This window comes from Streptomyces sp. NPDC006872 (assembly GCF_040635845.1).
In the GTDB taxonomy this organism is placed as follows: Bacteria; Actinomycetota; Actinomycetes; order Streptomycetales; family Streptomycetaceae; genus Streptomyces.
Window position 1 is genome coordinate 14,624 of sequence record NZ_JBEYIL010000037.1, and the last position, 12,503, is coordinate 27,126.

Here is a 12,503-nt window from a genome sequence, read left to right on the forward strand (position 1 = left end):
GTTCATCGTCGAAGACGGACCAGCCGATCCCCCTCTTGCGCCAGGCCGTGCGTCCTGCCGGCGCTCTTCAAGTCGTCATGGCGATCATTCTGCCTCGGGGCGGCCTCAGTGGATACTCGACTACTTCTGGCTGTCCTCGCGTTTCGAGACGATGCGGACACGGTCGAGCGGCCCTGGCTTTCTTCGTTCCTTCACGGCGATCGCTTCGCCCTCGTGGAGGATGCGGAAGTGGGTGTCCTCGATCACGACGACGACCTGCTTGCCGACGTTCCTCTTGCCCAGTTTGAGGTGTTGGGAGGCAACCATGATCCGGCCGTCGCCGTTGACGCGCCGCTGGACCCGCATGGCCCCGCTGGGCACCATCGCTGGTGGTAGCGGGCCAGCCGTCGCCCGCACTCCGCGGAGCGCAGGGAGCCGGTCACTGCTCACTGGGCAGGGCCAGGTACCCACGAGGATTCCGTCGGCGACCGTGTGCATGAGGTGCCCGTCCAGCCGCAGGGTGACCGTCTGGCCGACCAGCCTGGCGTCGACGCGGAACAGGTTGCCGCCGACCGTCACGTTGCCGTCGCGGTGGACGAGTCGGTCGGTCTCAACGGCTTGTCCGGCGGCGGCCGCGCGCATCCGCGGCAGTGCCGCCGTGCCGGGCGGAGGGGATGCTGGCGTCGCAGCTCACAGACCTCCGCTTCCACGGCGGCCGACAACCGCGACGGCGAGTTCCGCGGCCTACACGACCGGTCGACCAGACCCGGCAGGCCCTCCTGCTCGAACCGCTTCCGCCACGTATGCAGCGACTGCCGACTCGTTGCGTACCGCTCGGCCACCTCGCCCACCGGTGAACCGCCCAGAACCTCGCACACCGCGCGGTACCGGTACTGCGTCATCGCCCCCGGATCCATGCCACCCCCTCAAAACGCCCAGTGAGCGATGTGCATCGTGAAGTCGCAGCTCACGGGTCTGGTGTGAATGACGAGTTGAGTACTTGTGCCGGTGGGAGGCCGATGACCATGGCGTAGATCATCGGGCGGGGCCGTTCCGCCGGGATGCCGGATTCGGCTGCGCCTGCGACCGGCCCCCGCCTAGGATCCGTCAGCAGGTCGGCACGCGTGAGAACGCGCGAGGGCAAGGGGGATGCGGAAGCGGCATTGGATCACGGCCCGCCGGAGCGAACTGGATGCCCTTGCCGAGGAGTTGGCCAAGAAACTACAGGGGGGTCCAGGCCGAGCGGGGTGAACTGACGATCACGGAGCGGGTGTTGAGGCTCGTGGCGAACACGCCCGGGCCGACGCCGGGGCTTCGTCGGCCTCGACAACGGTGGCCCCGGCGGTGATCACCGGCTACAAGGCCGCCCGGCACCGGCCCCTGACGCGAGGCCAGAAGCCGTCCACACGGCACTGGCGGCCGTCCGGGCACTGTCGAGCAGTGCTTCGCCCACCTCAAGAACTGGCGCGTCCTCGCCAAGGTGCGCACCGGGCCGGGCGCAGGCGAGATGCCGGGGGCGGAGGCGGGCCTTGGCCATTTCGTGCTCTGGAGGCACCTTGCCGCGACGTCGTAGGGTGTTTCGCGCTTCTATTTGTATATCGTTGAAACCTGGGGTCGAGGATGTGGGGCGATGTTCTGGATCGCGACTGCGGCTGTTTACGGCTACGTCATCGTCCTGTCGTTGTGGGCGATGCGGGTGCAGCGGCAAGCCGCCAGGGTTCCCCACCACCCTCACGATCATCCCGCGATGCAGCATGCTGTCGAGCGAAGCGTGCATGGGCACATCGCCACAGTGCTGGTCGTCTCGCTTGTCGTCCGGCTAACGCAGTTGACCACCGGTCTTACGCCTTGGGTACTCGTTCCGCTGACCGTGTTGGTGGCGCTGCCAACGACAGGAGTGTTGACCGCGGTGTGGCGGATGGCCAGCGAAGACTTGCACAACTGGCACATCATGTCGCTCAATAGATTGAAGACGACGGTCCTTCTTGTGTGCACTGCTGGACTCATAATCGATCAGGTGTGGCGCGTGGTGACGCTCTTCTGATTCTGATTCCGCGCCATGGCCGGTTTGCGCAACACCACTCTCGCAATCGCCGAGATCGTCGGCTGGCGCAACCGCTGCGGTAGTCGATCAGTGCAGATCACACCTTGAGCACGCACTTGGTCGAACCGGACCGCGTACTCCTCCAACGCCCCCGGCGCAGTCGGACATGGACGGCGAGCAGTCATCTTCAGCCCCCAGCATGGCAGTTGACCACCCATCTGCTCCCAACTGCGAACCGGCAACGTACCCCCGTGCGATGGCCTCGCTGAGGCCCGTGCGGGCGGGGCGAGATACAGCGGTGTGTCGAAAAAGCACACCTCATGCTCCGCGCGCCCGTGCATCTCCTCCAGGCGTGCCGCGATGGCGCCCTCGCCGGAGGCCACCTGGATCAGCCTAGACGGCTCCTCGCGCAGCAGCCCCGCCTCGTACGCGGTCGCCATCTCCTCGGCGGTGGCGGCCAGCAGTTCGGACTCCGTCTCGCGTCGCCGGATCAGCGCGCGGATCGCCACCCGGGGGTCGACCGCCCGTAATCCGCCCATGGAGTCCGGTGGTTGCAGGAGCCCGAGTGTGAGCAGTCGGTTGCAGGACTCGAGGACCCGGGCCGGGGAGGCACCGGTCAGCAGCGCCCAGCCGGACGCGCCGGCGTCGGGCTGGTTGAGGGATGGCCTGGTACAACAGCTCGTCGAACGCGGAGACCCCCACCGCGGCCCAGGGGCTCGCGGCAGGGGTCTCCCTTGCCGTGTCGTATGCCGTGTTCACCATGGCCCGGCACGGTAGACGATCTTTGTTGAGAATTTTCGCAATGTTTGGCGGCGGTCGTCTACTTCAGGCCGAACGCCCGTACGACCGTCTGGTTGACCGTGTTGCCGTCCCGGTCGGAGGCCCGTACGCGCAGCGACACGAACCCGGCGCCCTTCTTCGGGTGCTTGAGCTCCGCCTTGCCGTTCTTGACCTTCACTTCCTTCCAGGAGGTGCCGTCGTCGTACGAGACCCAGGCCTTCAGGGAACCGGCGGTGACGCCGCCCGACTGGTTCCGGAGGGAGAGGCCGAGTTTCGACGTGTGCCCGGCCTCAGCACGGTTGAGGAGGTTGAGCCCGGCCACGTCGTAGTCGACCGAGAGCACCCCGAGTGCCGTCTGCTGGTCCGTGTGCGCCGAGGCGAAGGACCATTCGGTGTGCGTGCCGGTGGAGTAAGCCGCCCAGTCGGCCGTGCGCTGTGTGTCGACCACGAGGCGGTACGAGGACTTCGCCGCCGGGACGGTGAAGGTGCCGTAGCCGCCGAGCGCGGTGTCGCCGACCAACTGCCCGTCCGCGTACAGCTTGCCCTTCGCGGTGTCCAGGACGTTGTCCACGGATCCGTAGTGGCCCGGTGTCGCATCGCTCAACTCCGGGATGCGGAAGGAGAGTTTGTCACCGGTGCGCTGGGAGAGGCCATACCGCTGGGCGGTCGCCGGGCGGACGACCTGGCCCAGCCAGTCCTCGGCGGGCTGTTTGCCCGCCTTGTCGAAGGTCCGCACGAGACCCCACTGAGGCTGGGTCGCCTTCCAGTTGGGATAGACGGCGTGCCAGATCCGGGTGTCGGAGACGTTGTAGTACTCGGTGCGCTCCGTGGCGAGCTGCACGTTGTTGGTGGTCGCGATGTCGGCCGACTGCCAGGGGCGGTACCGGTACACGGCGTCCTTGCCGACATCACCGGCCCGGGCCCCGCGGTAACGAACCGTCTGCTTCACCGTGTTGGAGCTGTTCAGGTTGTACGTCTGGTTGGCCGAGACGCCCCCCACCTGCGGGAACATCACGCTGTACACGTACGGACTGACCGGAGTGCCGGCCAGCTTCAGCTTGACCTTCTTCCCGCTCTTCAGCAGGGCGCCGAGCTTCGCGCCGTCCTCGCCGGTGGCGAGCATCAGCGGGATGGTCATGCTCTGCACGGAACCGAGCCAGTACCCGGGCGTCTCCTGGTAGGCGAGGACGTAACCGGCCCCGGCCGCGGTCGCGTTGGTCAGTGCCTCGTCCGCCCTCTTGCCGGCGCCCACGTGGACGACCGCCACCTTGCCCTTGACATCGAGTCCCTCGAAGTCGGCCGCGGTTCCGGCGCCCGCGTCCACCGCCCGCACCGTGTGATCACCGCTGACCTTCACGGGGAGGCCGCTGTACGTCTGCGCGTAGTCGAGGGGCAGCGCGTACTTCTCCGGGCCGGTGACGCTCGCCGTCAGCTCCTTGGCGTACAGACGGAACTTCGAGGAGAACTCGAACACGCCCTGGGTGACCTTCTCGGTGGGCGCCACATAGACGTGGTCGGTCCACCAGCCCTGGCTGTAGGTCACCCCCAGGCCAGTGCCCGGGCCTTCCCTGTGCCAGGTGGTGGTGAAGCCCCGGAACTCGGAGTCCTCCTTGGTCTTCGGCTTGATCTCGACCGCCTTGCGGGCGTCGAGGACGACCTCGGTGTCCTTGTCGACCTCGATCTCCGGATCACCGACGATCGAGGTGTCGACCTCCAGTCCGGCCGCGTCCCGCTTGGAGATCCAGGACGCCATGGAATACGTACCGGCCGGCACCTTGAAGGTGTAGCCCTTGCCGATGAACCCGTAGGTGTCCGCGTACGCGCCGTTCAGCTCCTGAAGCATGAAGAGCGACGCGGACGTGGACGGCTCGCCGTCGCGGCCCAGCAGCGACACCTTCAGGTCGTAGGTCTTCGGCAGCTTCTCGAAGCCGACGGCGGTGGTGACGAGAACACCGTCGGCGCTCGCGGTGATGTGGCCCGTGTACCGGCCCGTCGCCTCCTTGGCCGGGTCGACCGTGACCGCGACGGTGGCGGTGCCCTTCGCCGGGACGGTGACCGCGTCCGCGTTCAGTGCGGCGTCGCGAAGTGACGAGGACACCTTCAACTCCACCGCTTTGTCCGTGGTGTTGGTGTACGTGATGTCCTTGGTGGCGACCTCGGTGTCGGCCTCCTCGTACTTGCCGAAGCTCAGTGCCGGGGTCGCGAAGACGCCCTGACTCACGGCCCGTACGGCGTCGACGCGGCCGTCGCCCTGCTGGAAGACGTCGGCGTCCGGCATGGTCTTCGCCGTGGTCGCCAGCGCCTGCTTGATCTGCTGGCCCGTCCAGTCGGGGTGGGCCTGGGCGACCAGCGCCGCGGCGCCCGCGACATGCGGGGTGGCCATCGACGTACCGCTCGCCGTCGAGTAGTAGTCGTCGACCGGCGTACTGCCGGCCATGGTGGTGCCGGCGGCGCGGGCCGCGGTGATGGCCACACCCGGCGCAGTGATCTCCGGCTTGACCGCGGAGTCGCCGAGGCGCGGACCGCGGCTGGAGAAGGAGGCCAGCTTGTCGGACTTGTCGACGGCGCCGACCGTCAGCGCCGAGTCGGCGATGCCCGGGGTGCCGACCGTCTGCTCGGCCGGACCGGAGTTGCCCGCCGCGATCACGAAGAGGGTGCCGGTGGAGGCGGACAGCTCGTCGACGGTCTCGCTCAGGATGTCGGAGGGGCCGGTCGCCGTACCGCCCAACGACATGGAGACGATCTTCGCCCCGGAGTGGGCCGCCCAGTCCATGCCCGCGATGATCCACGAGTCCTGGCCGTGGCCGGTGTTGTCGAGCACCTTGCCGACGAACAGATCAGCACCCGGCGCGACGCCCTTGCGCTTGCCGTCCGAGGCCGCGCCGGAGCCGACGATCGTGGACGCCACATGGGTGCCGTGGCCGTGACCGTCCTGCGCCGACTCGCCCGGCACGAAGCTCTGCGTCTCGGCGAGCTTCCCCGCCAGATCCGGGTGCCCGGTGTCCACGCCGGTGTCCAGGACCGCGACGTCGACGCCCGTGCCGTCGTAGCCCGCCTGCCACACCTCGGGTGCGCCGATCTGCGGCACGCTGACGTCGAGGGACGCCTGCACCTTGCCGTCGAGCCAGAGCTTGTCGATGCCCTCGCCGAGCTGCTTCGCGGCCTTCGTGGTGGGTGCGGTGCCTAGTGCGGGAGCGATGTCGGCCCAGAACGAGGTCGACTTCTTCGCGCTCAGCGCGGCCCCGTCGATCGCGGGCAGCGCGAGCGTCCGGCGTGCGCCCTCGGGGGTCACGCTGCCGCTCTTGTACGTCGCGATCACCGGCGTGGTGCCGGTCTTCGAGTCCGCGTACCCCTGCTTCACCAGCTGGGTGACGTTGAACAGGGCCGGGTCGAGACGGCCCGCCTGCACCAGCGGGATCGCGTCCGCCGGCAGGACGCTGACCTCGCCGTCGCGCTCGGTGGACAGGAAGGTGGCGGCCTCACGGCCCTTGCCGCGCTCGATGTCGACGGCGGACTTGCCGTCGGGCCCGGTGGTGACCGAAACCGTGTCGCCCGTGATGAGGGTGACGGTCTGGGTGTCGGCGCGTGGTGCCCGCGTGGTGTCCGGCTGGGTGAGCGGGGACGCGGGATCGGCCACCGCGGGCGTGACCGCCCCGGCGAGCAGCCCGGCCGCTCCTGCCACGGCCCAAAGGGCGTGGAGTCTTCGCATGTGTGGAGGTCCTCCCCTGAACGCTGAAACGCCTCCGCCCTCGTGGAGCGGAAGCCAGTACTCAGAGTGAGTGCCGCGCGCAGAGCGACTCAAGGGATTGCTGTGGCCAGGGAGTGCCAATGCCTTTCTCGGCCACGAGGGTTGACGGGCGGATAGGGCTTCGGAGCGAGCAGCCGCACCCCAAAGTCACTCGCCCGACAGTGCGATCGGGGGTTCAAAGACGGGTTCTGACCTCTGGAACCTGAAATCCCGTGGCTGGCACAGGATGAGGCGCTGGCCGAACAAGATGAGGGCCGTGGAGTGCCAGGTCGCGGCTGTGAGCGTTACTGCTCTGTCCCCGTCACTGCAGCGGACGGCTCCCGAGAGGACAGAGCACTGCCCGCTTTTGCCCCCCTCGGCGCTGACCGGGTCCGCGTGCGGGCAGGTGGCGACGTTCAGAGCTGTGAGTCGGGAGTGGGGCTGGAGTGCTGAGTGTGCAGTCGGTGTACATGTGCGGCGGCTTGATCGGCGGGGAGTCCGGCGGCTTGCAGCCACCCGAAGATGTTGTTTGCGATGACCGGGATGAGGGGGTCGTCGGGGCTGAGGAGCCGGCCCGCGTCGCGGAGCATGGTGGTGAGGATCTGGACTGCACCGACTGGGTCGCCGGCGCGCCCCTGCCACATCGCGAGCCTGTCCTGCACGGCAAGGACGAGCGGGTTGTCGTGGTCGGGGTGACGCCGGATGTGGGTCAGCAACTGCCGGTAGGCGTCGACAGCAGATGAGGCATCTGCGCTCGTGTTCTGCCATTGATCGAGCGTGTTGAAGGCGGCGCGTGCGTGGGGGTGGCCGGGGCCGAGCACGCGTATCTGTTCGGCGAGGACTTTGGCGAGAACGGACGTGGCTGCTGCAGTGTCTCCGGCCCGGTGACGCATGACCGCGAGCTGGTGACGGACACTGAGGTTGTTCGGATGCCCGACGGGCAGATGCTGTTGCTGGTCACGCAGGAGTTGTTCCAGGTCCTGCACCGCTTTCCCGGGGAATCCAGCCTGGCCCCGCTGTAACGCCAGGCTGCAGCGGGAGCCGAAGGTGTCCGGGTGGTGCGGTCCGAAGATCCTCGCACGGTCGGCCACCACTTCCTCGAGCGCTGAGACCGCCTCCGCATGGTGTCCGGCATTGCCTCGCAGGTGGGCGAAATTGTGGCGAGCGGTGATCACCTCGGGGTGGTCGGGGCCGAGTACCTCCCGCATGTCCGGGATCAGCTTCTGGTAGCCGTCGAAGGCGTTGTCGAATTCTCCCGCCTCTCCCTGCCAGCGGTGCAGGCTTTGCCGGGTGAACAGCACGCGCGGATGCCGCTGGCCGAGCGCGCGTCGTTGATCCTGCAGGAGGGACCGAAGCGAGGTGATGGCGGCGCCGGCGTCACCCGACTCGCCCTGCCACCGCGCGAGGTTGTGACGGGCGGTGAGCGTGTGCTCGTTGTCGGCGCCGTACTCCTCCTCCATGTGCGGGATCAGCTCCTGGCAGATGCCGATCGCTCCCGTCGCGTCCTCGCACGCGCCCTTCCAGTAGGCGAGGTTGTGGAGAGTCGCGAGGATCGCTGATCGCGTTGCCTGCGTTCGCCTCCGGTCCGCGAGCACCTCCTCGAGTGCGCGGACCGCCCCGAGAACGTCTCCTGCCTCGCCACGGATGACGGCCAGATTGTGGCGGATCACCAGCGTGACAGGGTCGTCGGGGCCGTGCAGCTTCGTGTGGCGGTCCTCCAACTCCTCCAGGATTGCCACCGCGTCGCGATGGCTCCCGGCCGCGCTCGTCCAGCGGGCGTGCTCCATACGGACGACCACGGTGGACCGGTGATCGCGGCCGAGCCGCTCGTGCGCGAGTTGAGCGAGAGCCGCGAAGAGGCTGACTGCCGAGAGGATGCCGCCGGATTCACCGATGCTGACGCCGTGACGGTGGAAGAGACTGTGCACGGTCTCGTTCTGCCACAGAGGACTCGGCTCGTCGAGGTCATGCCCGGTCAGCACATGCCCGTTGGCTCGAAGCCGTTGCGCGTGCTCCTGGTCCTGCTCGACCTCCGGCCAGATGTCCAGCAGAGCATCGGCGCAAGCCGGGAGGACGGCCGCCCTGCGCGCATCACATGCGTCGTGGGTTTCGGAGGGCGGCTGGTACTCGCGCACGGCACGCTGGATGAGCTGGTGCACATGTACCAGCCAGTCCGTACGTCCGGTGCCGGCGGACGTGTGGTCGAGAAGATGGAGACGGTCCAGCGTGGCCAATGTGTGTTCGGCGTCGAGTTCATCGGTGTCCCGGCCGGCACCGCTGCCATCTGTGAGGTAGGCGCGGGCGGATTCGGTGGTGAACAGGGCGTCGGGGATGCCGGTCGTGCCGTCGAGGACGGCGGCGAGTTCCATCATCGGGCGGGCCATGCCATGGGTGTGCTCGTCGGCCTGCTCGATGGAGATGTCCCACAGGGCGGCAAGCGAGCGATCGGTGAAGCTGCCGCGCACGGCCGGTGTGAGCCGGTCCAGGGTCAGCCGCCGGTCGGCGAGCAACTGCCGGTAGCGGGTGACGGTGCAGGAAGGGTTGTAGTCGAGGTAGGCGGCCGCCCGTGACAGCGCCAGAGGCAAGTGACCGAGGTCGCCGGCGAGTTCTGCCAAATCGTCGTCGGAGTCAGTCAGGACCGACCGGCGCAGCGTGCCGCGGAGGTAATGCAAAGCTTCCTGGGGACTGAAGAGTCCGATCGGCAGGAAGGAGTGACCGCTGAGGACGGCGAGATCACTCTCGCGGCTTCGCGTGGTGATGACCACCCTGCCCCTGCCTTGGGTCTGTCTGGGCGGCCACAGCCCTTCCAGAGCTCCGGGGGACGGGACGTCGTCCAGCACGATCAGCCAGTCGCACGTGGTGGTACGCAGCCAGTTCACGAACTGCTGCGCCGCGAGCAGGGTGTCTTCGCCGTCGGCGGCGAGGCCGAGCGTGCGGGCCGCTTGAGCGTAGGAGCCGGCTACGGCCTGGGTCGTGCCGGCCGCCACCCACATCAGCAGCTCCACCTCTTGGGCAGCGACGGCGTGGCAGTAGTGGGCGGCCAGCGAGGACTTGCCGACGCCCCCGGTGCCCGTGACCACCCGCCCCTGCACGCGCTGGCTGCCGCCTCAAGCGGCGGCACGCCGGTCTGCCTCCAGCGCCCGCGCCAAGCGGTCACCCTCCTCGCGTTCGATGAAGCCGCTGCCCGTTTCGGGCACCAGCCCGAGCCGCAAAGGCGTGCTGCGGACCGATCCGTCCCGTGCGCCAACCCGAGCCTTGCGAATTCCCGGTGCCGACGCCTCACCTTGCGCAGCCCTGCCGCTCTGGGCGTTGCGGCGCAACGCCTCCCACTGCGACCTCGGCAACCTCGCCGCAGGTGAACTCGCCCAGATCACTCGGGCTGTGAAGCGCAGACTCGAGCAGATCCAGTACCGGCCCGACCTGGTTGACGGCTGTCTGGCCGTTACTGGCCTGATGATGGGCGGCTGACCGACATGCCCCCCGTGAGGTGAGAGGGTATTCGATGGCAGACCCCGTCTCCCGGCTGACAGGCTTTGGCCATGAGTCTCCAGCCCAACGACGTATCCGACCCTTCCTGGCTGGGCAAGCCGATCGACGCTCGCCCGCTGTTCGGGCCAGAACTGGCGTCGCTCCTCGACCTGCTACGCGGTCTGCGGCGCAATGAGTGGAACAGGGCCGCGGTCCCGGGTTGGACCGTGCACGATGTTGCCGCCCACATCCTCGGCGACTACCACGGCCGCCTCGGCTGGAGCACGGACAGCCACCAGCGCGCCATGGCGGCCGGAGAGACGCTGGAAGCGTTCATCCACCGCGTCAACCAGGAATGGATCGACCTCCACGTCGATCACAGCCCTGTCGAGATCATCGAGGCCCTGGAACTGGCCGGGACCCAGGTCGCCCGTCAATTCGAGGGCACCGACCTCGACGCAACGGGCCTGGGAGTGTCCTGGGCAGGGGCCGACCCGGCGCCCAAGTGGCTGGACGTCGCGCGGGAGTTCACCGAGTACTGGACCCACCGCCAGCAGATCCGCCATGCCACCGGCCGGGACGCCGATCCGGAGCCCGACGCTCTGTCCGCGGTCCTGGACACCTTCATGAGGGCCTTGCCCCACACACTGCGTCACACGCCTGCGCCCGCCGGGACACAACTCCAGGTGGTCATCGATGAGCCAGCCGTCGGTACCTGGACCGTGACCGCCACCGCGGACCGCTGGTCACTGGCCGAAACACCCAGTGGTCAGCCGACCGCATCACTGCGGCTGGACCCAGAGACCGCCTGGCGACTCTGCACCCGCGGTATTGATCCTGGCACTGCCCTCGCCCGAGTCCGCATCAGCGGGGAGCGTCAGATCGCCGAAGCCGCCTGCCAGATCGTGTCCATCGTCTACTGATGGACGCTGCGCGTCGGGGTCCATCGCCCTGGTGGACGGCAGCTCTCATAGACGGCAGACCGACATCACGCATTCAAGTTCAGTAGCCAGGCGACGAAGTCATGGGTGCCGCCGCCGGATTCGGTGCGGATCAGAGTCTGCCGCCCGCGCCGGTATTTCTTCGGCAACTGGGCCAGGGCCTGCCGGGCCGCGGTGATGTGGCCGGCGAGGTGTTCGAGCCTGCGTTGCCCGGTCTGAGCAGGGCCGCGATGGGTTCCCCGGTGCCGCTCGGGCCGTGGTCGACGAACCCCATCAGCGGGTGGTGGCTGTAGGTCCGCTTCCAGGTCGGGGCGGCGTCCTCCTTGTCGGAATGGGCAATCACCAGCACTCCGTCCAGGTCGACGGTCACCTTTCCGCCGGCATCAGGGGCTCTCTCACCGGCCAACCGCCAGACATGTTCGCAAACTTCGGACCGAGCGGTGCGGATCGCTCTCAGCACCATGTCGCCGCAGGCGGCGAGAGCGTCGGCCATGCGGGAGACGGTCGGGGTCGGATGCCACGGGGCCGAAGACGGCCGACCCGGCCCGCAGCATGGCGACATCGGCCAGGCAATCCCCGCCCAACGCGACCGCCGACGCAAGGTTCAGGAGGATCTTCCCGGGATCGTGGACGGCCCGTGGCTTCCGCCAGGGTGCCAGTGCCGAGGAATCGGCTGGTCAAGACCGGTCTTGCGGACCGTCTCCACCAACAGGACCGCACCGGCCTGCGAGACCGCCTGCCGGCCGTCACCCTGGACACGGACACGTGGGTAGGATGCGCCAGGCTCTCGCACCTGGAAAGTACTGTTTCCCTCGTAGCCAACAGGATCCTAAGCAAGTTTTATCGTTGCAGGTCAAGAGCACTTCCCATGTTTCTGGTCAACTCTTGGACAGTGAACCTCGGAAGGCGCGGGGTGAGGAAACGCCCTCGCCTAACGACGCGAGGAGGCGGTCGAGGTCTCCGCGTGCCGTGTATGTGCGGATCGGGTCGATGTAGTCGCGTGACTCGATGATCCGACCGTCCCGGATCCGCATGACGAACACACAGGGCACCTTGGCCGGGGAGTCGTCCGACGACGTGAACTCATAGGCGAACTCGGCGACGATCACCTCGGGATCGGCGGTCTCGTGCACGACGACATCGACGACCCGCCTCTTCGGCACGGCCTCCCGGGCTTCCGGCGGCACCGTGAAGTGCTCCTGGAGCGCACTGCGACTCGTCAGCGGCTCGGACTGCGGCGTCGCCATCGGATGGCGGACATCGGTGACCTCGCCGTACAGGTCGGGCAGCTCGTCGAAGTTCCCGTCGGCGACCCCGTGAACAAGCCGGAGAAACACCTCGCGCGGACTCAGACTCACAAGACCCCCAAGTAATACGCACAGGCAGCTAGCGATCATTATCGCCTGATCGCCTGCTGCGGGCCCGTACCGCGGACTGTCTCGACACCCTCTCTTCGCCCCAGTTGATTGCAGGCTCAACCAGGAGGCGGCACCCTTGCCAAGCCCACTATGGCGCGCATCACATCGGCTTCGTGTCACGGACTGGCTCGCAGCTTCCATCCACT

At 68.0% G+C, this 12,503-nt stretch carries 9 protein-coding genes and 1 pseudogene; 3 read left to right on the forward strand and 7 right to left on the reverse strand.

The window, feature by feature from the left end:
- Nucleotides 1–120: 120 nt before the first annotated feature.
- Both ABZ725_RS50820 and ABZ725_RS50825 read right to left on the reverse strand, forming a co-directional pair.
- On the reverse strand, nt 121–621 hold the full coding sequence (locus ABZ725_RS50820; protein WP_358809180.1) for a hypothetical protein: 501 nt from the start codon (nt 619–621) through the stop codon (nt 121–123).
- Nucleotides 555–896 (reverse strand): leucine zipper domain-containing protein, encoded by a 342-nt coding sequence (locus tag ABZ725_RS50825; RefSeq protein ID WP_358809181.1) that lies wholly within the window; start codon nt 894–896, stop codon nt 555–557. The genes ABZ725_RS50820 and ABZ725_RS50825 overlap by 67 nt, the downstream gene beginning before the upstream one ends.
- 713 nt (nt 897–1,609) lie before the next feature.
- Here ABZ725_RS50825 and ABZ725_RS50830 point away from each other — a divergent pair.
- Complete coding sequence (locus ABZ725_RS50830; protein WP_358809182.1) at nt 1,610–2,023, forward strand: hypothetical protein; 414 nt, start codon at nt 1,610–1,612, stop codon at nt 2,021–2,023.
- On the opposite strand, the gene ABZ725_RS50835 is transcribed toward ABZ725_RS50830, so the two are convergent.
- From ABZ725_RS50835 to ABZ725_RS50845, 3 genes are all read right to left on the reverse strand, one after another.
- Nucleotides 1,993–2,532, reverse strand: coding sequence for a hypothetical protein (locus ABZ725_RS50835; protein ID WP_358809183.1), 540 nt, complete (start codon nt 2,530–2,532; stop codon nt 1,993–1,995). The genes ABZ725_RS50830 and ABZ725_RS50835 overlap by 31 nt on opposite strands.
- Before the next feature lie 311 nt (nt 2,533–2,843).
- Nucleotides 2,844–6,512, reverse strand: a complete 3,669-nt coding sequence (locus ABZ725_RS50840; protein WP_358809184.1) for a S8 family serine peptidase — start codon at nt 6,510–6,512, stop codon at nt 2,844–2,846.
- A 434-nt stretch (nt 6,513–6,946) separates the two neighbouring features.
- Nucleotides 6,947–9,622, reverse strand: coding sequence for a tetratricopeptide repeat protein (locus ABZ725_RS50845; RefSeq protein ID WP_358809185.1), 2,676 nt, complete (start codon nt 9,620–9,622; stop codon nt 6,947–6,949).
- 79 nt (nt 9,623–9,701) lie between these two features.
- Between ABZ725_RS50845 and ABZ725_RS50850 the strand changes: the two genes are divergently transcribed.
- Together ABZ725_RS50850 and ABZ725_RS50855 are read left to right on the forward strand one after the other, a co-directional pair.
- On the forward strand, nt 9,702–9,998 hold the full coding sequence (locus ABZ725_RS50850; protein WP_358809186.1) for a hypothetical protein: 297 nt from the start codon (nt 9,702–9,704) through the stop codon (nt 9,996–9,998).
- Between the two features lie 71 nt (nt 9,999–10,069).
- Nucleotides 10,070–10,921 (forward strand): maleylpyruvate isomerase family mycothiol-dependent enzyme, encoded by an 852-nt coding sequence (locus ABZ725_RS50855; protein WP_358809187.1) that lies wholly within the window; start codon nt 10,070–10,072, stop codon nt 10,919–10,921.
- Between the two features lie 83 nt (nt 10,922–11,004).
- Here ABZ725_RS50855 and ABZ725_RS50860 read toward each other — a convergent pair.
- Nucleotides 11,005–11,732, reverse strand: a pseudogene (locus ABZ725_RS50860) (transposase); the annotation flags it as partial.
- Between the two features lie 85 nt (nt 11,733–11,817).
- The gene (locus ABZ725_RS50865) at nt 11,818–12,297 is read right to left on the reverse strand and encodes a nuclear transport factor 2 family protein (RefSeq protein WP_358809188.1); all 480 of its coding nucleotides are present in this window, start codon (nt 12,295–12,297) and stop codon (nt 11,818–11,820) included.
- Nucleotides 12,298–12,503: the final 206 nt, after the last annotated feature.